At 61.4% G+C, this 23003-nt stretch carries 20 protein-coding genes; 16 read left to right on the forward strand and 4 right to left on the reverse strand.

Annotated features, from left to right (window positions below; all coding sequences use genetic code 11):
• Positions 1-18 precede the first annotated feature (18 nt).
• A complete protein-coding gene (locus tag CBB63_RS14500; protein ID WP_286699649.1) occupies positions 19-924 on the forward strand; it encodes a LysR family transcriptional regulator in 906 nt (301 codons plus the stop codon).
• Between the two features lie 252 nt (positions 925-1176).
• Positions 1177-3336 carry a phosphoribosylformylglycinamidine synthase subunit PurL gene (gene purL / locus CBB63_RS14505; RefSeq protein ID WP_286699650.1) on the forward strand — a complete coding sequence of 720 codons (2160 nt, stop codon included), beginning with the start codon at positions 1177-1179 and terminating at the stop codon, positions 3334-3336.
• Here the strand turns inward: purL and CBB63_RS14510 are convergent.
• Together CBB63_RS14510 and CBB63_RS14515 are read right to left on the reverse strand one after the other, a co-directional pair.
• The gene (locus tag CBB63_RS14510) at positions 3333-4595 is read right to left on the reverse strand and encodes a vWA domain-containing protein (protein WP_286699651.1); all 1263 of its coding nucleotides are present in this window, start codon (positions 4593-4595) and stop codon (positions 3333-3335) included. The genes purL and CBB63_RS14510 overlap by 4 nt on opposite strands.
• Positions 4596-4671: 76 nt before the next feature.
• On the reverse strand, positions 4672-5583 hold the full coding sequence (locus tag CBB63_RS14515) for an AAA family ATPase (RefSeq protein ID WP_286699652.1): 912 nt from the start codon (positions 5581-5583) through the stop codon (positions 4672-4674).
• A gap of 214 nt (positions 5584-5797) precedes the next feature.
• Here CBB63_RS14515 and CBB63_RS14520 point away from each other — a divergent pair, with 214 nt between their 5' ends.
• The 4 genes from CBB63_RS14520 (at position 5798) to CBB63_RS14535 (ending at position 10341) form a co-directional block, all read left to right on the forward strand.
• Positions 5798-6799 (forward strand): phosphoadenosine phosphosulfate reductase, encoded by a 1002-nt coding sequence (locus CBB63_RS14520; protein ID WP_286699653.1) that lies wholly within the window; start codon positions 5798-5800, stop codon positions 6797-6799.
• Positions 6800-6868: 69 nt separating this feature from the next.
• A complete protein-coding gene (gene pyrC, locus CBB63_RS14525) occupies positions 6869-7906 on the forward strand; it encodes a dihydroorotase (RefSeq protein WP_286699654.1) in 1038 nt (345 codons plus the stop codon).
• Positions 7907-8000: 94 nt separating this feature from the next.
• Positions 8001-8681 (forward strand): orotate phosphoribosyltransferase, encoded by a 681-nt coding sequence (locus tag CBB63_RS14530; protein WP_005853893.1) that lies wholly within the window; start codon positions 8001-8003, stop codon positions 8679-8681.
• A gap of 157 nt (positions 8682-8838) precedes the next feature.
• Positions 8839-10341 (forward strand): replicative DNA helicase, encoded by a 1503-nt coding sequence (locus CBB63_RS14535; protein WP_005853895.1) that lies wholly within the window; start codon positions 8839-8841, stop codon positions 10339-10341.
• Positions 10342-10386: 45 nt separating this feature from the next.
• Here the strand turns inward: CBB63_RS14535 and CBB63_RS14540 are convergent, their stop codons facing one another.
• Both CBB63_RS14540 and CBB63_RS14545 read right to left on the reverse strand, forming a co-directional pair.
• Positions 10387-11112 (reverse strand): sterol desaturase family protein, encoded by a 726-nt coding sequence (locus CBB63_RS14540; RefSeq protein WP_286699655.1) that lies wholly within the window; start codon positions 11110-11112, stop codon positions 10387-10389.
• Between the two features lie 12 nt (positions 11113-11124).
• A complete protein-coding gene (locus CBB63_RS14545) occupies positions 11125-12441 on the reverse strand; it encodes an alpha/beta hydrolase family protein (protein WP_286699662.1) in 1317 nt (438 codons plus the stop codon).
• Between the two features lie 237 nt (positions 12442-12678).
• Here CBB63_RS14545 and alr point away from each other — a divergent pair, with 237 nt between their 5' ends.
• The 10 genes from alr (at position 12679) to CBB63_RS14600 (ending at position 22848) form a co-directional block, all read left to right on the forward strand.
• Positions 12679-13713 (forward strand): alanine racemase, encoded by a 1035-nt coding sequence (alr, locus tag CBB63_RS14550; protein ID WP_286699656.1) that lies wholly within the window; start codon positions 12679-12681, stop codon positions 13711-13713.
• Positions 13703-14176: a paraquat-inducible protein A gene (locus CBB63_RS14555; protein ID WP_286699663.1), complete on the forward strand. Its 474-nt coding sequence runs from the start codon at positions 13703-13705 to the stop codon at positions 14174-14176. The genes alr and CBB63_RS14555 overlap by 11 nt, the downstream gene beginning before the upstream one ends.
• Before the next feature lie 994 nt (positions 14177-15170).
• Positions 15171-16538 (forward strand): DNA repair protein RadA, encoded by a 1368-nt coding sequence (gene radA / locus CBB63_RS14565; RefSeq protein WP_009824836.1) that lies wholly within the window; start codon positions 15171-15173, stop codon positions 16536-16538.
• A gap of 28 nt (positions 16539-16566) precedes the next feature.
• A complete protein-coding gene (locus CBB63_RS14570) occupies positions 16567-17121 on the forward strand; it encodes a CvpA family protein (protein ID WP_005853908.1) in 555 nt (184 codons plus the stop codon).
• Between the two features lie 186 nt (positions 17122-17307).
• Positions 17308-18792 (forward strand): amidophosphoribosyltransferase, encoded by a 1485-nt coding sequence (purF, locus tag CBB63_RS14575; RefSeq protein WP_037944446.1) that lies wholly within the window; start codon positions 17308-17310, stop codon positions 18790-18792.
• Positions 18793-19011: 219 nt separating this feature from the next.
• Positions 19012-19278 (forward strand): hypothetical protein, encoded by a 267-nt coding sequence (locus tag CBB63_RS14580; protein WP_005853915.1) that lies wholly within the window; start codon positions 19012-19014, stop codon positions 19276-19278.
• A 72-nt stretch (positions 19279-19350) separates the two neighbouring features.
• The gene (locus CBB63_RS14585; RefSeq protein WP_009824837.1) at positions 19351-20001 is read left to right on the forward strand and encodes an SDR family NAD(P)-dependent oxidoreductase; all 651 of its coding nucleotides are present in this window, start codon (positions 19351-19353) and stop codon (positions 19999-20001) included.
• A 72-nt stretch (positions 20002-20073) separates the two neighbouring features.
• The gene (gene surE / locus CBB63_RS14590) at positions 20074-20859 is read left to right on the forward strand and encodes a 5'/3'-nucleotidase SurE (RefSeq protein WP_286699658.1); all 786 of its coding nucleotides are present in this window, start codon (positions 20074-20076) and stop codon (positions 20857-20859) included.
• Positions 20856-21515: a protein-L-isoaspartate(D-aspartate) O-methyltransferase gene (locus tag CBB63_RS14595; RefSeq protein WP_005853921.1), complete on the forward strand. Its 660-nt coding sequence runs from the start codon at positions 20856-20858 to the stop codon at positions 21513-21515. Before surE ends, CBB63_RS14595 begins: the two co-directional genes overlap by 4 nt.
• A gap of 76 nt (positions 21516-21591) precedes the next feature.
• Positions 21592-22848 (forward strand): M23 family metallopeptidase, encoded by a 1257-nt coding sequence (locus tag CBB63_RS14600; RefSeq protein ID WP_286699659.1) that lies wholly within the window; start codon positions 21592-21594, stop codon positions 22846-22848.
• The last annotated feature ends 155 nt before the right edge of the window (positions 22849-23003 follow it).

Genomic DNA, 23003 nt, shown 5'->3' on the forward strand with positions numbered 1-23003 from the left:
ATTATAAAGGTAGTCCTCATGGATTGGGACAAGCTCAGAATATTTCACGCCGTGGCGGACGCGGGCAGCTTGACCCATGCGGGCGACAAGCTGAATTTGTCGCAATCTGCCGTCAGCCGCCAGATCCGCGGACTGGAAGAGCAGCTGAATACCAACCTGTTCCACCGCCANGCACGCGGCNTGATCCTGACCGAACAAGGCGAGCTGCTGTTCGACGCCACCGTCGCNATGTCCAAACGGCTTGATACCGCNGCTGCGCGCATCCGCGACAGCGAGGAAGAAGTCTTTGGCGAATTGCGTGTCACCACNACCACGGGCTTTGGCACCCTATGGCTGGCCCCGCGTCTGCCGAAGCTCTACGAGAAATACCCCGACCTCAANGTCGACCTGATGCTCGAAGAACGCGTCCTTGACCTNCCCATGCGCGAAGCCGATGTCGCCATCCGCATGAAAGAGCCGTCGCAAGCCGATCTGGTGCGCAAGAAGCTGATGATGATCAAGATGTGCATGTACGCCTCGCCCGCCTATCTTGCGGCGAACGGCACGCCCCAGCGGCTTGAGGATATGTCGGACCACCGTCTGATCTGCCAGAACACNGACAGCAANCAGGTGCATGCGGGTCTGAACCTGATCCAGCAGCTTATGATGCATGACGTGCGGTCGATGCTGACGGTGAACAACTACTTTGGCGTATTGCAAGCGGTGATCAACAACCTCGGGATCGGCGTACTGCCCGACTACCTCATGCAAGACTTCCCCGATCTGGTGCAAGTTCTGCCAGAGACCGAGTCGGCGGATGTGCCCGTATTCCTTGCCTACCCCGANGAATTGCGCGCCTCCAAGCGGGTCGCGGCCTTTAAAGACTTCGTGCAGGACGAGATCATTACCCACCGCAAACTGCTGCGCGAGAAAGAGTCCCACTAGCTATGCGAAAACCGCATATCGGACATGTCACATATTAACGATTCCATCCTTGAACCGTGCACNAACGCCACTTANTTGGGCGGTATGAAGACGGGCGGCTCCGCGCCGCTACTTCATACCTCCCTGTTGGACTNGGCCGAGCTTCGTGCTCGGCCTTTTTTTTGGCTAGAGCCCTTCACGAGCCTTAGGTCTTTTCCCCGCGCTGCGCTTGATCTAAGAGGTGTGGCATATTGCTAGGGGAAAACGCGCACCATGACCGAACCAGCCATCACCCAAGACCTGATTTCCAGCCACGGCATCAATGCCGAAGAATATCAGCGTATTCTGGATATCATCGGGCGCGAACCCACCTTTACCGAACTGGGCATCTTTTCGGCCATGTGGAACGAACACTGTTCCTACAAGTCGTCGAAGAAATGGCTGCGTACCCTGCCGACCGAAGGCCCACAGGTGATCTGCGGCCCGGGCGAGAATGCGGGTATCGTTGATATCGGCGATGGCCAAGCGCTGGTCTTCAAGATGGAAAGCCACAACCACCCGTCCTACATCGAACCCTATCAGGGTGCGGCAACTGGCGTGGGCGGCATCCTGCGGGACGTCTTCACTATGGGCGCGCGTCCGATCGCGGCGATGAACTCTCTTAGCTTCGGGTCGCCCGACCACCGCAAGACGCGCCAACTGGTGCATGGCGTGGTCGCGGGTGTGGGCGGCTACGGTAACTGCTTTGGCGTGCCCACGGTGGGCGGCGAAGTGCGTTTTGACACCGCCTATGATGGCAACTGCCTGGTGAACGCCTTTGCTGCGGGTTTGGCCGACACCGACAAGATCTTCTATTCCGCCGCTTCCGGCGTTGGCATGCCAGTCGTTTACCTTGGTGCGAAAACTGGCCGCGACGGCGTGGGCGGCGCGACGATGGCATCGGCCGAGTTCGACGACACCATCGAAGACAAACGCCCCACCGTTCAGGTCGGCGACCCCTTCACCGAAAAACGCCTGATGGAAGCCACGCTAGAACTGATGGCGACCGGTGCCGTGATTTCGATCCAGGATATGGGCGCCGCAGGCCTGACCTGTTCGGCCGTGGAAATGGGCGACAAGGGCAACCTTGGTGTGCGCCTTGATCTTGAGAAAGTACCGACCCGCGAACACGCGATGACCGCCTACGAGATGATGCTGTCGGAATCCCAGGAACGGATGCTGATGGTCCTGCGCCCCGAGCTTGAGGCAGAGGCGAAGGCCGTCTTCGACAAATGGGACCTCGATTTCGCCATCGTAGGCGAAACAATTGCCGAGGACCGTTTCCTGATCGTGCACAATGGCGAGGTCAAAGCCGACCTGCCGCTTAAAGCGCTCTCGGGCAACGCGCCCGAATACGACCGCCCCTATGTCGAGACACCCCCAGCCGAACCGCTGTCGGATGTCCCCGGCATCGACCCCATCGACGGGCTGAGCGCGCTGATCTCCAGCCCGAACTACGCGTCCAAAGCGTGGGTGTTTGAACAATACGACACGATGGTCATGGGCGACAGCGCCCGCACCCCCGGTCTGGGATCAGGCATCGTGCGCGTGCATGGCACCGACAAGGCGATCGCCTTTACCTCGGATGTGACGCCCCGCTACGTCAAGGCGAACCCTGTCGAAGGCGGCAAACAGGCCGTGGCCGAAGCCTACCGCAACCTCTGTGCCGTGGGGGCACTGCCGCTGGCGACCACCGACAACCTCAACTTCGGCAACCCCGAAAAGCCCGAGATCATGGGCCAGTTCGTCGGCGCGCTGAAAGGCATCGGCGAAGCGGTTGCCGCGCTGGACATGCCGATCGTATCGGGCAACGTGTCGCTGTATAACGAAACCGACGGCAAAGGCATTCTGCCCACCCCCACCATTGGCGCGGTCGGCCTGCTTAAACATACGGACGAGATCATCGGCAAAGAGGTCCGCGAGGGCCATGTCGCTTTGGTTCTGGGGGCCACCGAAGGGCACATCGGACAATCCGCCCTGCTGCTTGAAGTGTTCAACCGCCGCGATGGCGACGCCCCCCATGTCGATCTGGCGCTGGAGAAGGCCCACGGTGAATTCATCCGTGCCAACCGCGCGTTGATCAAAGCCTGCACCGACCTATCGGACGGCGGTCTGGCACTGGCAGCCTTTGAACTGGCGGACGAGGCCGGCGTCGGCGTGACCCTGGATTCTGCCGATACGCAGGTTCTGTTTGGCGAGGATCAAGCCCGCTATCTGATCGCCTGTAACTTCGATCAGGCCGAAGCCCTGATGATCGCCGCGCAAAACGCCGGTCTGCATCTGGAAAGCGTCGGCAAGTTCGGCGGGGATCAGGTGAACTTCGGCGGCGTCAAAGCGCCTTTGGCTGACCTGTCGGCGACCTATCGCGGGGCTTTTGCCGGAACCTTCGCCTAAGGGGTCGCCCCCATCATCTGCATCAATCGCGTTTTCTCGCCCCGGTCATCGGGGCGGGAGATCACCTCTGCCAGTTCTTGCAACGACGCGATCGAGTGACCGGCCCGAAAGCTGTCGGTGAAGGGCAGCATCGCCCGGATACCCGCCGCTTTGGGCGCGAACCCGTCCCACCGCAGCAGCGGATTTAGCCAGATCAGCCGACGTGCGGACAGATGTAACCGCTGCATCTGTCGCGCCAGATCATCGGGCGCATCGCGGTCCAGCCCGTCAGTGATCAACAGCACAACCGCACCCTGCCCCATGACCCGCCGCGACCAGTCGCGGTTGAACGCCTCTATACAGGCCCCGATGCGCGTGCCTCCCTCCCAATCCTGCGCCTCTGCCCCCGCCGCCTTGAGCGCTGCATCCACGTCGCGTGTCGCCAGATGGCGGGTGATATTGGTCAACCGCGTGCCAAAGGTAAACGCATGCACCTGCGCCCACCCCGCGCCCTTGGCATTGCTCACCGCATGCAGGAAATGCAGCACCATGCGGGAATATTGGCTCATGGACCCGGAGATATCGCACAGCACTACCAGATTGGGATAGCGTGGGCGCGGGGTTTTCAGCACCAGCTTGTCCATCTCCCCGCCCCGGCGCAGCGCGGCCCGCAGGCTGCGCCCCGCGTCGATCCGCCCCCTTGGGGAGGTCATGGCCCGGCGGGACGGCACGGGTTTGACCGGCAGGCGCAACCGCGCCAACATCTTTTTGGCCTCCGCCACCTCTGCGAGGCTCATCAGTTCGAAATCAAGACTGCGCAGCCGTTCTTGCGAGGACATGGTCAGGCTGGCATCGACCTCGATCTCTGTCTCGCGCTCGTCTTGCGGTTCTTCGCGGTCGCGTTCCGGCGCTTCGGCACCGTCCAGCAACGCCTCTGCCGCGCGTTTCTCGGCGGCTTGGGCGGGGCGGTCTTCTTGGACGCCACGGATCGCGGGCAGCATCGCGGCCATCATATGCTCCAGATACCGCGGGTCGCGCCAATAAAGCCGGAAGAGCTGCGCAAAGATGGTCCGGTGTTCAGGACGGTTCACAAAGCAGGCGTGCAGGGTCCAGTAGAAATCAGTTTTGTCGGTGAACCCCGCCACCTCTACCGCGCGGATTGCGTCAATCACGCGGCCGGGGCCAATGGGCAGCCCGGCACGGCGCAGGGCACGGGCGAAATGGGTGATATTGCCGGCTAGTTTGGGGTTATCGGGCAGATCCAGGGGCAGATGTTCCATCAGGTCGCCTGCCGCCNGGGGCTGTCAGCCCCCGGNCCCCCGAGGATTTTAGACCATTTGGAAGCGGNAGTATNCGTCAAGGGGTCGCGTCCAGCGTGGCTTTGGCTTGATCGAGGATGCGTTTCGCCTCTGATCCTTGCAGTTTGGCGATATCATCCTGGTATTTCAGGATCGCCCCAAGCGTATCCGCAATGGTTTCGGGGCTGAGGTTGATCACATCCANCGCCAGCAGACATTTTGCCCAATCAATGGTTTCGGCCACGCCGGGCTTCTTGAACAGGTCTTCGGTCCGAAGGTGCTGGACAAAGGCCACGACCTCGCGGCTGAGCGCGGCTGAGGCTTCGGGGGCGCGGGCGGCCAGAATCTCCATCTCGCGGGGGAAATCGGGATANTCGACCCAGTGATAAAGACAGCGGCGTTTGAGCGCGTCATGCACCTCGCGCGTGCGGTTCGAGGTCAGGATCACNATGGGNGGCTCGGGGGCNTTNATCGTGCCNAGTTCGGGGATCGTGACCTGAAAATCGCTGAGCGCCTCAAGCAGGAAGGCTTCGAACGGGGCGTCCGTGCGGTCAAGCTCGTCGATCAACAGGATGGGGGCGCCGCGGCCGTCAGGGCGCATCGCTTCAAGCAAGGGGCGTTCGATCAGAAAGTCGTCGCTAAAGAGTTCTGTTGTGAGCTGCTGTCGCGAGCGATCGCCCGTGGCCTCNGCCGTNCGGATNGCCACCATCTGCGCAGGGAAGTTCCATTCGTAGACCGCCGTGGCGGCGTCCAGCCCTTCATAGCATTGCAACCGGATCAACTTGCGGTCCAAGGCCAGCGCCAATGCTTTGGCNATCTCTGTCTTGCCGACGCCTGCCTCTCCCTCGAGGAACAGCGGCCGGCCCAAGGTCAGGCTCAGGAACACCACCGTGGCCAAAGGCCGCCCGCAGACATATCCCTGCCCCGCAAGCAGCTCTTGCACGGCGTCGATCGAAGGGGGCAGTTGCATGGCATTCTCCGGTTGTGATTGGCATGAGTGGTGCATTCTGATCCCGCGCGGTCAAGGGGTCTGCACGGGGTTCAGCAGACTCTATGCCTTGGAGCGACCACAGAATGTGCTATAAATGTGCTTCAAATNTCCGCATTTTCGCCTTAATGCGCCGATACCTCAGACCAAAAGCCAGGGGGTTTCCTGTGCCCAGATACGATTGAGGAAGTTTACCATGATCGATACCGCCGTAACGCTCGACACGTCTTTTGAGGACTATTCCAAAAGCGAGTGGATGGATGCTGTGAAGCAGGTCGCGCAGAATGGCGGGNTCTATGAAGCGCTCGGGTCAAGGCACCATGCGATGTTTCTGGAAAAATCCTCTACCCTGCTGGTCAGCTTTGAAACCATCAACGGGATGCGCGCCTTGTCATCGATGGCGCATCCTTTGGGNTGGGAAATGGTGCGCAGCGAAGGCTGGTCGCATCTTTGTCTGGCGTCAGAAGGGGATACATGGTTCCGNGANGNGCCNGTTTANGCGTTTTTCGACCGGCTGATCGACGATGGNTTTTTCGACGGCTTTGACCGCGTGGTCTTTTATGGNGCGGGTCCGGGCGGCTATGCGGCTGCGGCATTCTCTGTCGCGGCACCGGGNGCNAAGGTCGTTGCCATCCAGCCGCAAGCGACGCTGGACCCCAGCGTGACNGAATGGGACGATCGCTTTGTCGAGATGCGGCGCACGGATTTCACCTCCCGGTTCGGATATGCCCCCGATATGCTGGACGCGGCCGAGGCCGCTTTTGTGATCTATGACCCGACTGTGCCGCTGGACGCGATGCATGCNAGCCTCTTTACCCGCCCCAATGTGACCAAACTTCGGATGCGGCGGATGGGCACGGCGCTGCAATCGAAACTGCTGGAGCTTGACCAGTTCGAAAACCTGCTGACCCTTGCAGCCGATGGCGAGCTGACAATNGNAAGCTTTGCACGCATCGCCCGGGCGCGCCGCGATCACCGCCCCTATCTGAAAGGCCTGCTTGCCGCGNTGGAACGCGAGCAGCGCGATCCGTTGACGCTCACGCTNTGCAATTTCGTGACAGGGCATATGTCGGCCCCTCGGTTTGTCCGGCGCAAAAAGCAGTTAGAGGCCGAACTGGCCCTGCGNGTCGCACAGGAAAACGGGACTGCAGAGGAACAGGATACGCCATCGCAGGATNCAGCCAAAACCACCGGCTGACGNTTGCTGCGGTCCCTTTGANCAACCCGAGACTAGCGCGCCCGCACGCCCTGTGCTAGCGGGGNGCCCATGACACAGACCCTCACGCTTCGACGCCCCGATGATTGGCACCTGCACCTGCGCGACGGCGCGATGCTGGACGCCGTGTTGCCCCATACCGCCGCGCATTTTGCCCGCGCCATCATCATGCCCAATCTGGTGCCCCCGGTGGTGCGCGGNGCCGATGCGGCCGCCTACCGCGATCGTATCCTGGCGGCACTGCCCGAGGGCGCGGATTTCAGGCCGCTGATGACCCTGTATCTGACCGAGGATACCGATCCCGACGATGTGGCCGCCGCCCATGCCAGCGGGTTGATCACCGCGGTCAAGCTCTACCCCGCCGGTGCGACGACAAATTCNGCCAGCGGCGTGTCGAACTTTGACAATGTTGCGCCCGTGCTGGAACGCATGGCCGAGATCGGCCTGCCCCTGTGCACCCACGGCGAGGTNACCGACCCCGAGATCGANATNTTCGACCGCGAGGCCGTGTTCATCGACCGCGTGCTTGACCCGATCCGNACCCGTCATGCGGGGCTGAAAGTCGTGATGGAGCATATTACCACCGCCGACGCCGCCCANTATGTCACGGAAAGCACCGGNAATCTGGGCGCGACCATCACCACGCACCATCTGGTGATCAACCGCAACCATATCCTCGCCGGTGGGATCAAACCGCATTACTACTGCCTGCCCGTCGCCAAACGCGANAGCCACCGTCTGGCCCTGCGTGCTGCCGCGACTTCGGGCGACGCGCGCTTCTTTCTGGGCACGGATTCCGCACCTCACACGGACGCGAACAAGCTGCTGCCCTGCGGCTGTGCCGGCTGCTTTACCGCGCCCAACACCATGTCGATCCTGGCCGAGGTCTTTGAACAGGANGACGCGCTGGACCAATTGGAACGGTTTACCTCGCTNAACGGGCCGGATTTCTACGGGNTGGCCCCGAACGAGGCGACGATGACGCTGACCCGCACACCGGCGACCTACCCCGATCACATCGACACGCCCGACGGGCCGGTCACCGTGTTCGATCCNATGATGCCGCTGAACTGGTCCGTCACCGACTGACGCCCCCCCGTACCAAAGACAGTNTNCCGGTCGCAGCAGGATGAGACCGGCCACCACCGCCCTCAACGCCAAGGCCCCAAAAGGAACGCATGACATGATCCCCACCAGCTACCCCGACTCTACCGAAATGGCGCGTCTGACCGCGCGGATGTTGCTGGAGATCAAGGCCGTTCATTTCAACGCGGCAGAGCCCTTTACCCTCGCCTCCGGCCTGCCGAGCCCGACCTATATCGATTGCCGCAAGCTGATCAGCTATCCGCGCATCCGCGCCACCTTGATGGACTTCCTGACCGTCACAGTAATGCGCGAAGCGGGGTTCGAGGCGTTTGACAATATCGCGGGCGGTGAAACCGCGGGCATTCCCTTTGCCGCGATGGTGGCCGAGCGCATGGCGCTGCCCATGACCTATGTGCGCAAGAAGCCCAAAGGCTATGGCCGCAACGCCCGCATCGAAGGTGAAATGACCGAAGGCCAACGGGTTCTGCTGGTCGAGGATCTAACCACCGATGGCGGCTCGAAGATCAGCTTTGTCGACGCGATTCGCGATACCGGTGCAACCTGCGCGCATACGGCAGTGATCTTTTACTACGGTATTTTTCCGCAGACAGAAAAGACCTTGGGCGATCACGGGGTTACGTTGCACAGCCTGTGCACCTGGTGGGATGTGCTGGCCGAGGCCAAAGCCCAGAACGCGTTTGACACAGAAACCCTGACCGAAGTCGAAGCCTTCCTGAACGCGCCAGAAGCGTGGCAGGATGCGCGGAAAAAAACCTAAGCAATCCACATGATATTGTGTCGCGTGGTGTAAAATCACGCGACATATGCTACGCTAGCGCAGAGATCAGGTTATCCACAGCTTATAAAGATTGCGGGATGACGGGCGGCTCGGGTAGATAAGCCTCGGGTCATTAATCAGTGGGGCAACACGTAGCATGAACGAGATTTCAAGCATCGACGGTAACCAGCTAACGGTTCAAGCGGCCGAGACAATGCCGCATTCCATCGAAGCGGAACAGCAGTTGTTGGGCGCGATCCTGACCAACAACGATATCTACGACCGCGTGGCGTCTGTCATCGGTCCCAAGCATTTCTACGACCCCGTTCACGCCCGTATTTTCGAGATCGCCGCCGCGCGGATCGCCAAGAACAACCTTGCCTCCCCCGTCACGCTCAAGGCGTTTATGGAGGATGACGAAGGGCTGAAAGAACTGGGCGGCCCCGCCTATCTGGTGCGCCTTGCCGGTGCCGCGATCAGCGCCTTTGCCGTGCGCGACTATGCGCAGATGATCTATGATCTGGCGGTGCGCCGCGACCTGATCCAGCTGGGCCGTGACATCGCGGCCAAAGCCGCTCAGGTCGATGTCGCGTCAGAGCCGCGCGAACAGATCGTCGAGGCCGAACAAAAGCTCTATAAGCTCGCAGAGCAGGGGCAGACCGAAAGCGGTTTCCAGAGTTTTCTGAAAGCCGTGACCGATGCGGTCAACGTGGCCAATGCGGCCTACCAGCGCGACGGTGGCCTATCCGGTGTCTCTACCGGTCTGATTGATATGGATAAAAAGCTGGGCGGCTTGCACCCGTCTGACCTTTTGATCCTTGCCGGTCGTCCGTCGATGGGGAAAACCTCGCTGGCGACGAACATCGCCTTCAACGTCGCCAAAGCCTACCGTCGTGGCACTTTGCATGACGGCACCGAAGGCGCTGTAGATGGTGGCGTTGTCGGGTTCTACAGCCTCGAGATGAGCGCGGAGCAGTTGGCCGCGCGTATCCTGTCCGAAGCGGCCGAGATCCCGTCCCACCAGATCCGGTCGGGTGATATGACAGAGACCGAATTCCGCCGTTTCGTCGATGCCGCCAAAGCGCTGGAAGCCTGCCCGTTGTATATCGACGACACGCCCGCCCTGCCGATCAGCCAGCTGGCCGCCCGTGCGCGACGGCTCAAACGGACCCACGGGCTGGACGTGTTGATTATCGACTATCTCCAGCTGGTACGCGGGACGGGCAAAGGCGAAAACCGGGTGAACGAGATCTCGGAAATCACCATGGGCCTCAAGGCCATCGCGAAAGAGCTCAACATCCCCGTGATCGCCCTGTCGCAGCTGTCGCGTCAGGTGGAAAACCGCGAAGATAAACGCCCGCAGCTGTCGGACTTGCGTGAATCCGGGTCGATCGAACAGGATGCTGACGTCGTGATGTTCGTGTTCCGCGAGGAATACTATAAGGAACGCGAAAAGCCCGGCGATCACGAGCTGGATAAAATGGCGATCTGGCAAGAAGAGATGGAGCGTCTGCACGGTCGCGCCGAAGTGGTCATCGGCAAGCAGCGTCACGGCCCGATTGGTACTGTCGATCTCAGCTTTGAAGGGCGCTACACCCGCTTTGGTAACCTTGTGAAACCGTGGCAGAGTGAAAATGGCGGCGGCGATCAGGAGTTCTGATCGCCACACCCCTTCAATTTGATGAATACACGCTCTGTGCGGCGGTCAGACAACCGCCGCGCGGGCCATCTCTGCCTCTGAAAGATTGTATTTCGCGGCAAAGCGTTCCCGCGCCGCGATCAGCCTTGGGTCATTGGGTCGCATCCCCAAAGTACGAATGAATTCAATCCGTTGCTGGTGCTTTAGCGCCTCGCGGTCAATCGCCGTCCCCATCGCGCGGTCAATCACGGCCCCGCCGGGGCTGACGTGGAACCACTTGCTGAAATCACGGAAGTGATGCTGGTTGTGCAGCGTTGTCACATAACGCTCTACCCGCGTTTTTGACACGTTCACATGGGCGGTCATGTGGAACCATTCATAGACCAGAAAGGTCAGCACCCCGCCCACTGGCACGATGGCCACGGCAATCCAGCCCGCCTGCGGCACACCAAACAGGGCAAGAACACCCCACAGCACCGCTCCGTTCACCAGTAGCATCGGCAAAGCGACCCAGATCGGCACGAAAAACAGCTTGGTGTTGGTCGGGAAATCATGATGACCGTAGTGCGCCATGTACAGCAGGTCAAAGGCCCATTGCGCCCGCGGGGGCGACAGGTGGAACACATAGCGGTGCAGGTTGTATTCATTCAGCATCTGCGCGGCGATCCCGAAGGGGATCAACGCCCAGACCCATAGCGGCGCGAACAGCGCCAATCCCATCAGCCCCGCCCCACAGGCGACCGCCATCACCACGACGGCCGCATGCGAGAACATGATACGCAAGCGCATCATCAGCGGTGCTCCTTACTCGGGCGACAGGGCTTCATAGCGCAACCCTTTGGCGGTGTCCTTGTCGAACCCCTTCCAATAGCTGTGATCCTCCTTCGGGGTGCCATCCTCGTTCATCGACCAGACCCCGTCGTTGGAGTTTTCGACCAGATCAAGATAGGCCCCCATCTCGGCATCGCCCTTGAGATGCTGCGCCATCCAGGCGGTGGCGAAATGCTGCGCGATGTTGTTCATGCGCACCGTGTCCCAGACCGGATCGGTATAGTGGCCCGACACGTTGAACCCCAGATCAGCGTCATCGCGAAAGGATTCCGCAGGCGCAGGCATCGGTGCCGCCGCATTATGGCCGCCGTTTTCAAAGGTCAGCAAGGCGCGGTCGACGCTGCTGGCGTTTTCCCAAATGGCGCGCACGCCTTTTTCGTACAGCGATACCATATCCTCGGACCCGGCCATGAACAGCATGGGNATCTGNACGCCCTTCAAGCCTTCGGCATCCCAGAANCCCGTGTTCATGCCCCAGGGGCCGATCGCGATGGCGGTCTTGATCCTTGGGTCGGGCAGGTTGTTATGCGTCTCGGACCCCGCCTGATGGATGCCCAAGGTGCCATGCGGCCCGCCCCAGCCATAGCCGACCGACGCTTCGGTCACACCACCACCTGCGGTGATCACCGCGCCGTAGCCGCCCATGGAATAGCCNATCAAACCGGTGTTATCCGCATCCACCAAGCCATTGAGAAAAGAGCTTTCGTCTTGCGACAGACGCGCCATTTCATCCAGCACGAAAAGCTGGTCCAGCGACCGGTTCACCAGCGTAGAGCCAAAGGCCGCCTGCGTGCGATAGGTCGAATCCAGGTGATCGATGGACGCCACGACATAGCCCTTCGACGCGATATTCTCGGCCAGATGGGACATCAGGAAGCGGTTGCCGGGATAGCCGTGGGANACGATGACCAGCGGATAGGCCGCGTCGGGCTGTGCGGGGTCCGCGTCGCGCATGGCTTTGCCTTGCAAGGTGACCTCGGTCTTGCCATCGCGGATGAACGCCTTGATCGCGGTGTCGCCGGTGGCCCCGTCCGCGGCGGGGTACCAGACCTCTACGGTCAGCGGGCGATCATAGCGCGGCAGGGTTTCAGGTTTGTCCGCTGCGGGATCGATGGACAGGATATCGATCTGGTCCTTATGCACCAGNTCAAGCTGGCGCACGCCNATNGCTTCGTCGCCATAGGCCGCCATATCAGGGGCTGTGGGCATCTGGGTATCGATCCGGTTCTCGGCCAGCGCCATAGGCGCGGCCATCGCCGTGACCACCGCCAGCACGGGCCCCGTTGTCATTGTTGAAACTCGCATTNAACTCTCTCCCGTTTTATATNCGGCTACTGCGCGCAGCCTGTCTTTTGTCAGGAACCAAGCTATCGCGTTCGCGCCACCATGCAAGCATCATGCGAAGGTTTCGTTACGTTAGGGAAATGGGCCAAACATTCCGTCCCGCTCCCCGCAAGGCGAGGGATTATTGGCCGGTGGCCTTGCTCGTGGCTTGACCTTGGCGGGCATACGGTCAAAACAAATCCCATGACAACAGCCACCCTCTCTATCGACCTCAATGCGATTGCCGCCAATTGGCAGGCGCTGAACAAAATGACCGGCTGCGACACCGGTGCCGTGATCAAGGCGAATGCCTATGGTCTGGGCATTGACCGCGTGGCGCCGGTTCTNGCNGCCCAAGGCGCGCGCAAGTTCTTTGTCGCTGTCGCGGAAGAGGGCGTGGCCCTGCGTCGCGTGTTGGGGCCCGGCCCTGCGATCAACGTCTTTGCGGGGCATATGCCCGGTGACGCCGATATGATCCGGAGCGCGGCCCTGACGCCGATGATCAATTCGGTCGATCAGATGATCGCCCATGTCGAAGCCCTGCCCGGCCATCGTTTCGGGGTGCAGNTGAACAGCGGCATGAACCGCCTTGGCATGGACCCCGCGGAATGGGCCGCGCTGCGCGACATCGCCCTGGCGCAGAACCCGACCTTGATCATGTCGCATCTGGCCTGCGCGGATGAACCGAACCACCCGATGAATGCCCGCCAGCTCAAGACNTTCCGCGAGATGACGGATGGGTTGAACGTGCCACGATCCTTGGCCGCGACGGGGGGGATCATGCTTGGCCGTGACTACCACTTTGACCTGACCCGCCCGGGCATCGGGGTCTACGGCGGATTGCCCTTCGCCGATGCGATGCCGGTGGTGACGCTGGATGTGCCTGTCATTCAGGTGCGCGAAGTCGCCACGGGCCAGACCGTCGGCTATGGCTGCGCCTGGACNGCNCCNCGCCCGACANTGGTCGCNACGGTNGCTGCGGGNTATGCCGACGGGTTGATCCGCGCCTTGGGCAACGGGGCCACTTTCACCCACGAGGGGCGCNAACTGCCCGTTGTTGGCCGTGTCTCTATGGATCTGATCACCGTCGATGTGACCAGCCTGACAGAGGTGCCAGAGCATTTGCAGCTGATCGGGAACTATCAGTCTGTNGATACGGTCGCCGGGTTTGCGGGNACCATCGGCTACGAGGTGCTGACTGCGCTTGGCGCGCGCTATGACCGGGTCTATGTCGAGTGATGGGGCACGCCCCCGCGCAGAGCGCTTTGATATGCTGCTGCGCGTCGCAAACCTGTCTCTGCTGATCCTCTACCCCNTTGCATGGGCCGCNCCCTTGNTGCGNGCNGGCGTGCTGCCACTGTTCGGGCTCACCGAAATCTCTGTCCTGAGCGGGCTGAAATCCCTATGGGACACCGANCTGTTTCTGGCGCTGATCGTCGCGNTTTTTGCGCTTGTCGCNCCCTATGTNAAGACCGTNGGCCTGACGCTGGTTCAGTTCCGCCTGATCGGCCCNCGNGCCCTGCCCGTCTTGCAGGCAATCGGCAAANTGGCGATGGCGGATGTGTTTCTGATCGCGCTNTATGTGACCCTGTCCAAGGGGATCGGCATCGGGCGGATCGAGACGGCTTGGGGGCTATACCTGTTCACAGGCTGCATCCTCGCGTCGCTGTTTATCGGGCACCGCGCGCAGAAAATCGCCTAGGCAAGCTGGTGTTTTCTACACTACCAACCCACCCGCACAGGTAGAATTATTTGGAATTTCCCAAGTAAAATCGATTCATTTACGGAAAATTCAAGATTTTCTTCGCCTTTTGCCAACATCGGCATATTCTTGCTTACAACAGCAACTCAAGCACAAGGTGAGACAGATGAACGCGTTGACGGCACTTATTCAGTATCTTTTTCAAAGACTCGCATTCGCGGTTTTCGCTGTTGCCGCCGTGGCGATCACCGTCTTTACCGTTATGGCCGCGCTTGGCCAATGGGCCTGGATCGAACTACCACTCAACTATGACGGGCAACCCGTTGAGAATGCGGGGATGTATGCGCAGATCGGCCTGACCATTCTGGCCGTGGGCATCTGCTTTTTCATCCCCACCAACCGCCGCATCATGCAGCTTGANACGTCGCACCGCAAATTTGCGCTNAACATGGANGACATCACNCGCGCCTACGGGGCGGTGCATGCGGCGGATCGCGGNGACGTTTTTCACATGTCCTCCGAATTCGACTCGGTCCGCGAACGGCTGGCCTATCTGCGCGATCACCCTGATCTCAGTACGCTTGAACCCGCCCTTCTGGAGGTCGCTGCGCAGATGAGCCACATCTCGAAAGAGCTGGCGACCGTCTATGCCGACGAGAAAATCGAACGCGCGCGCAATTTCCTCAAGCAGCGTCAGGAAGAAGTGAACCTGTTCAACAGCCGTCTGGATCAGGCCAAAGGCATCACNTCNGANATGAAGCACTGGCTGCACGAGGTCGAGCTGGAAGANAGCGTGGCCGCAGCACAGCTGGACCGCCTGCGCGCNGAAATGCGCGAGATCATGCCCGAACTGGGAATCGAACGTACCGTATCGGCGGATGAAATGGCCCGCGATTCACGNGTGGTAGAGCTGCCCCCNAAAGCNGCNGAGTAACCCCGCGTGAGTGCCAAGGTTTTGCTTTGACGTTTCCCCTTTGTTCGGCCAGAAAGACGCATGGCTAAATCTCCCGTTACATTTTCGTGCACGGCTTGCGGTGCGACCTATAACAAATGGTCCGGGCGCTGTGATGCCTGCGGCGAATGGAACACGATCCAGCAGGACAAGGGCATTTCATCCGGCCCGCCCAGCAAATCGCTTGGCACCCGTCGCGGCGCGGCGATGGTGCTGACCGACCTCACCACCAAGGATACGCCCCCGCCCCGCAGCCAATCCGGCATTGCCGAGCTGGACCGCGTCTTGGGCGGCGGGCTGGTGCCCTCCTCTGCCATTCTGGTGGGCGGCGATCCGGGCATCGGGAAATCCACCCTTTTGCTGCAAGCAGCGGCCCATTTTGCCCGCAGCGGTTTGAAAACAATCTACGTCAGCGGAGAGGAAGCCTCGGCGCAGGTCCGTATGCGTGCGCAGCGTTTGGGGCTGTCCGACGCCTCGGTGCAGTTGGCCGCCGAAACCAATCTGCGCGATATCCTGACCACGCTTGAAGAAGAAAAACCCGATCTGGTCATCATCGATTCGATTCAGACCATGTGGGCCGATAACGTCGATTCCGCCCCCGGGTCCGTCAGTCAGGTCCGCGCCGCCGCGCACGAGCTGACAAGTTTTGCCAAACGGCGCGGCGTTTCCGTGATTCTTGTGGGGCATGTCACCAAGGACGGGCAGATCGCGGGGCCGCGCGTGGTCGAGCATATGGTCGATACCGTGCTGTATTTCGAGGGCGAGCGCGGCCACCAGTTCCGTATCCTACGCGCGGTCAAGAACCGCTTTGGCCCCGCAGACGAGATCGGCGTGTTCGAGATGACCGGCGAAGGGCTGGCAGAGGTCACCAACCCCTCTGCGCTGTTTTTGTCCGAACGCGGCACACCCGCCGCGGGCTCAGTGGTTTTTGCAGGGATCGAAGGCACCCGCCCTGTTTTATGCGAGCTTCAGGCGCTTGTGGCCCCCTCGCCTCATTCGCAGGCGCGGCGTACGGTCGTGGGCTGGGACGGGGGACGGCTTGCGATGATCCTCGCCGTGCTAGAGGCTCGTTGCGGCATCCCCTTTGCGGGGCTTGATGTTTACCTCAACGTGGCGGGCGGGATGAAAATCTCGGAGCCGGCGGCGGATTTGGCGGTCGCGGCCGCCTTGCTCAGCGCGCGCGAAGACGTGGCCTTGCCCGCGGAAACCGTTGTTTTCGGCGAAATCAGCCTATCCGGTGCGCTACGCCCCGCCAGTCAGACCGAAAACAGGTTGAAAGAAGCGCAAAAACTTGGTTTTACCAGCGCCATCGCGCCCGCGGGCGGAAAACCGGTGGGCAAGAACGGCATAACGCTTAACACCATGAGCGATCTCACCGGATTTGTAGGCGAAATATTCGGGGCTGGCTAACCGCCCCTTCAAGGAAGGCAAGACGACCATGGAAGGTTTTACCATCATTGACGGGGTTGTGGCGCTTGTCATCGTTCTGTCGGCTTTGCTGGCTTATGGCCGCGGGCTTGTACGCGAATTTATGGCGATCGTGGGCTGGATTGCCGCCGCGATCCTTGCGTTTCTCTTTGCGCCGCAGGTTGAACCGCTGGTGTCAGAGATCCCTGTTGTGGGCGAATTCCTTGCCGACAGCTGCGAGCTTTCGATTATCGGGGCCTTTGCCATCGTCTTTGCCATCGCGCTGATTGTGGTATCGCTGTTCACCCCGTTGTTTTCGTCGCTGGTGCAGCGCTCTGTTCTGGGTGGTCTGGATCAGGGGCTCGGGTTTCTTTTCGGCGTGGCGCGCGGCATCCTCTTGGTCGCCATCGCGTTCTTTGTCTATGACACCGTGATCACCGGCCAGACCTTCACCATGGTGGACGAAAGCCGGTCGGCACAGGTCTTCGGGCGCTTTACCGGCCAGATCGAAGAGCAGAACCCGGAAGCCGCATTGGGCTGGATCACCACCCGCTACGAGGCGTTGGTTGGTGCTTGCGGTGCCTAATCGCCGCTGACGCTGCCAAAAGTTAAACATGCGCCCCCGTTTTCGGGGGCGTTTGCATTTCTGCCATATGTTGCATCGCAGCATATGCGGGGGCAAAATGTAACGGCGGGGTGACAAGGCCCGCCCAAAGTCCTACATAGCCCCTATCCCTTCATCGGATTCGGAGTTGCCCCGTTGTCCAAGATCATGCCCCCCGCGCACCCGTTTGATTCCTCCTATCTGCGTGATGCAGATGATGGGGATAAACTCAAAGAAGAATGCGGGGTGTTCGGCGTGATCGGCGTTGCAGACGCCTCGAACTTTGTGGCCCTCGGCCTGCACGCGTTGCAGCACCGTGGTCAGGAAGCCGGCGGGATCGTCAGCTATGACCCCGCTGCCGGTTTCCAGTCCGCCCGCCGCTTCGGCTATGTGCGCGACAACTTTACCTCGCAAAAGGTGATGGAGACACTGCCCGGCGAGCTGTCTATCGGGCATGTGCGTTATTCGACCTCTGGTCACAAAGGCCCGACAGCGATCCGCGATGTGCAGCCCTTCTTTGGCGAATTCGCCATGGGCGGTGCCGCGATTGCCCATAATGGCAATATCACCAACGCCAACGCCCTGCGCCGCGAGCTGATTGAACGCGGGTCGATCTTCCAGTCCTCGTCGGACAGCGAATGTATCATCCACCTGATGGCGCGGTCCCTGCAACGCAACATTCCCGAACGCATGGAAGACGCGCTGCGCCGTGTCGAAGGCGCGTTTTCGGTCGTGGCGATGACCCGCACCAAGCTGATCGGCGTGCGCGATCCTTTGGGCGTGCGCCCGCTGGTTCTGGGCAAGCTTGGCGACGGTTGGGCGCTCAGCTCTGAGACCTGCGCGCTGGACATCATCGGTGCCGAATTCGTCCGCGAGATCGAGCCCGGCGAGATGGTCGTGATCACCCCTTCGGGCGTCGAAAGCCATTTCCCCTTCCGCCGTGTCGCATCGCGTTTCTGTATCTTTGAACACGTCTATTTCAGCCGCCCCGACAGTATCCTTGGCGGTCGTTCGGTCTATGAAACCCGCGAAGCCATCGGGCGCGAGCTGGCCAAGGAATCGCCGGTAGAGGCGGATCTTGTCTGCCCCGTCCCCGACAGTGGCACGCCTGCGGCCATCGGTTTCAGCCTCGAATCGGGTATTCCCTATGCGATGGGGATTATCCGCAACCAATACATGGGCCGGACCTTCATCGAACCGACCGAGCAGATCCGCAACATGGGCGTGCGGCTAAAGCTCAACGTGAACCGCGCACTGATCAAGGGCAAGCGGGTCATTCTGGTCGACGATTCGGTTGTGCGTGGCACCACCAGCCGCAAGATCAAAGAGATGATCCTTGATGCCGGCGCGAAAGAGGTCCACTTCCGCATTGCTTCGCCCCCCACCGCGTGGCCCTGTTTCTACGGTGTGGACACGCCGCAACGTGAAAAGCTGCTGGCCGCCACCATGTCCGAAGAGGAAATGCGCGAGCATTTGCAAGTGGATAGCCTCAAGTTCATTTCGCTCGACGGGCTTTATCGCGCCGTGGGCGAGGCAGAGGGTCGCAACAACAAGTGCCCTCAATATTGCGATGCCTGCTTCTCGGGCGATTACCCCGTCACCCCTGCCGACCAGATCAATCAAGGGTTCGAGATGAAGCCAGCCGCAGAATAAAGCCGCCGCTTCGCGACAAGTTCCGCAAGGGCGGGCGCAGGGTTCAACCCCTCGCCCGCCCTTTTGCTATTTCGCACCCCCGTGCCGCTGGCAAAGCTTTGCCGACGTGCAAGCCAGTCTTTGCCAGCCTCCCCCGCGCCCTCTTTCGGCTGTCAGGCAGCTTTGTTAGCCCCTCGGTCTAACCATTCTTTGCCCCCATAAGCGCAGCAAGAGGCACCCATGTCGACTGACGAAAAAGGCACTCCGACCCCGCAGAAAACACTCAATCTGGCAACGCAGCAGGCGTCCCTGCCCAAGCTCGCCCTGATTGGTACCTTCGGCAGCCTGACCGACCCCGGCGCGTTGATCCGCGATGGCCGCGGACGCATCCACCGCGTGACATTGAACGACAAGATCAGCGACGGCATCGTCGCCGCCATTGGCGACGACAGCGTGGTTCTGGCGCAGCGCGGGCGCACGGTGACGCTCAAACTTCCCAAAGGGTGAAACGCCCCGCGACATGACCACGGGTGCCGCGCCCCTCTTGACGGGGCGCGGTGGCTCAGGCAAAGCCACCCCATGACAAAAACAGCTCTTATCACTGGCGCGTCCCGCGGTCTTGGTGCCGCCCTGGCCGAAGCACTTTGCGACACGCATCACATCATTGCAGTCGCCAAAACCACCGGTGCTCTGGAAGAGCTGGACGACCGCATCCAGTCCCGCGGCGGCAGCGCGACGTTGGCCCCGATGGACATCACCAATGCCGATGCGATGGCGACCCTGTGCCGTGGCATCTATGACCGCTGGGGCAGCCTTGATCTGTGGCTGCACACCGCTGTCCATGCCGCCCCCTTGGCCCCGACCGATCACATCGACGCCAAGGACATGGCCAAATCGGTCGCCTGTAACGTCACGGCCACCTCGACCCTGATCACCTATGTGGCACCGCTGCTGGGGCAGTCGGGTCAGGCCGTGTTCTTTGACGATCCGGTTGTGGCGACCAAGTTCTTTGGCAGCTACGGGGCCACCAAGGCCGCGCAGATCGCGCTGGCCAAAAGCTGGCAGTCCGAAGCCGTGGCTATCGGCCCGCGCGTCCACATCATGACGCCCGCCCCCATGCCCACCGCGACACGCGCGCGTTTCCACCCCGGTGAAGACCGCGAGGCGCTGAACACGCCACAGTCGCAAGCCGCTGAAATTCTGGCGCAACTGGCTGTTTCTCAGCCTTAAAACATGATGCGGTGAAGGCTCCTGCCTTGCCGCGCCGCGCCCCGTCGCCTATCAAGGCGCAAAGGGGAATTTATGCGCATTCTGATCACCAACGACGACGGTATTCACGCTCCGGGTCTGAAGACCCTGCAGGGCATTGCCACTGACCTGGCCGGACCCGATGGCGAGGTCTGGACCGTGGCCCCCGCCTATGAACAATCCGGCGTCGGGCATTGCATCAGCTACACCAAGCCGATGATGGTCGAAAAGGTCAGCGACCGGCGCTTTTCGGTCGAGGGCAGCCCGGCCGATTGTGTGATGGCCGCACTGCACGACTGTATGCTGGATGCCCGCCCTGATCTGGTGCTGTCGGGTGTGAACCGCGGCAACAACGCGGCTGAAAACACGCTCTATTCCGGCACGATCGGTGGCGCGATGGAGGCGGCGCTGCAAGGCATCCCCGCCGTGGCGCTGTCGCAATATTACGGCCCTGCCAACCGCGATCTGGATGACCCGTTCGAGGCCGCAGCCGGCCACGGGGCCGATGTGATCCGCCGTATTCTGGATGCGACGCCGGCGCATGGGGATGGCTACCGTCTGTTCTATAACGTGAATTTTCCGCCCGTCGCAGCGGCAGAAGTTGAGGGCATCCGTTTGGCCCCCCAAGGGATGCGCCGCGATACCAGCTTTTCCACGATCCCGCAGTTGTCGCCGTCGGGGCGGCGGTTCTTGTGGATCAAGGGCGCGGACCAGCAGATCCCGACGGACGACGGCACCGACGCCGCGCTGAACCTTGACGGCTATATCTCGGTTACGCCCATGCGCGCCGACCTCACCGCTCATGATACATTTGACGCGCTAAAAGCCATCAATACATGAACGACGAAGAAGACATCACAGACGCGACACGCAAGATGCAATTTCTTTACGCACTCCGCTCCAAGGGCGTCACCGACGCCCGTGTCCTGAACGCGATGGAGCAGATCGACCGTGGTCCCTTCATCCGCGGCCTTTTCGCGTCCCGCGCCTACGAGGACATGCCCCTGCCGATCGCCTGCGGTCAGACCATCAGCCAGCCTTCGGTTGTGGCGCTGATGACGCAGGCGCTGGATGTGTCGTCGCGTGACAAAGTGCTCGAGGTGGGGACCGGATCAGGCTATCAGGCCGCGATCCTGAGCAAACTGGCGCGGCGCGTCTATACGATCGACCGCCACCGCAGGCTGGTGGTAGAGGCCCGCCAGATCTTCGAGGATCTGGCCCTGTCCAACATCACCGCGATCATAGGCGACGGCAGCTTTGGCCTGCCCGAACAGGCCCCCTTTGACCGGATCATCGTGACCGCCGCCGCCGAAGACCCCCCCGGCCCGCTTCTGGCTCAGCTCAAGGTGGGCGGCATCATGGTCGTGCCCGTGGGCCAGTCGGACACGGTTCAACACCTCATACGTGTACGCAAAACCGAGACCGGGCTGGAATATGACGAGCTGCGCAAGGTCCGCTTTGTTCCCTTGCTTGAAGGGCTGGGAAAAGACGGCTAAATGCAGTATAGCAAGGGGAACTCCGCCCGAACGGGGACCCCAAGGCGCTGACGGCACCGAAGACGAGGACGAGCAGATGACCCAACCAAACGTGACCCGTACCCTCAGGCTGACGGTACTGGCGGGCAGCTCTGCGCTTTTGCTCGCCGCGTGTGAACAGCCCCTTGATATGGATTTGCGCGGCGGCTTTGGCGACGGTTTCACCACCGCCCACGCAGCCACCGGCCCGCTGGATGAACGCCCCGCACCGGACAACCGCGGTGTGATTTCCTACCCCAACTATCAGGTCGCCGTGGCGCGGCGTGGCGATACGCTGTCTGACGTGGCCACCCGCGTGGGTGCCGAAGTGGGCAGCCTGTCGCGCTACAACGGCATCGACCCCACTGTCCCCCTCCGCAAGGGAGAGATCATCGCCCTACCGACCCGCGTGGCCGAACCCTCTCCCGCGACTGGCGCGTCGGGCACCGGTCCGATCACCACCGCTGCGGTCGATATCCAGACCATCGCAGGCGGCGCGATCAACCGGGCACCCGCCACCCCCGGCGTGCAGACCACCACCCTGCCCTCGGCGCAGACCACCACCCGCGAGAACCCCGCAAAACAGACCGGGATCGAGCCTGTGCGCCACAAGGTGGAACGTGGGGAAACCGCCTATACTATCGCGCGTCTCTATGCCGTGCCGGTCGAAACGCTGGCCGAATGGAACGGGCTTGGCGCTGATTTCTCTGTCCGCGAAGGGCAGTTCCTGCTGATCCCCGTTGCGCAGCAGGCCGCCCCGAAACGCAGTGCTTCAGTGCCAGCCGCCGCGACGGCCACCGCACCGACAACGACCAGCTTGCCCGGCACCGGATCGCCAACGCCGACCCCGCCAAGCGCCGCGAAGCCGCTACCGCCCGTGGACGAAAAGCCCGCCGCGCCAAAGCCCGAACCCGCCGCAGCCAAGCCTGTCGCCGATGTGGGCAAGACGACGCAACCCGCCTCTTCCGGCCGCATGTCGCCCCCCGTACAGGGCAGCATCATCCGCGCCTATTCCAAGGGCAAGAACGAGGGCATCAACATCAAGGGCACACCGGGTGCTGCGGTCAAAGCCGCCGATAGCGGCACCGTCGCCGCGATCACCAAAAGCGCCGAGGGCGTGCCGATTGTCGTGATCCGCCACCCTGACAACCTGCTGACCGTCTATGCCAACGTCGCCAATGTGTCGGTCGCCAAAGGGGATAGCGTCTCTAAAGGGGCAAGCATCGCCAAGCTGCGCCCGGGCGACGATTCATTCGTACATTTCGAAGTGCGCAAAGGCTTTGATAGCGTCGATCCGACGCCCTACCTGAACTAAGCCAACTGGAAAGCTGAACAGTTTTAACACGCGGCCCCTTTTCGGGGCCGCGTGCTTTTGTGCAGGCCGCTTATCGCTTACAGCGCGACGCCGCGCCGCCCTGCCAGATCAACGAAATACTGCCACGCCACACGACCCGACCGCGCCCCGCGGGT

It is taken from the genome of Sulfitobacter sp. TMED3, from assembly GCF_002167505.1.
Lineage (GTDB): Bacteria > Pseudomonadota > Alphaproteobacteria > Rhodobacterales > Rhodobacteraceae > Sulfitobacter > Sulfitobacter pontiacus.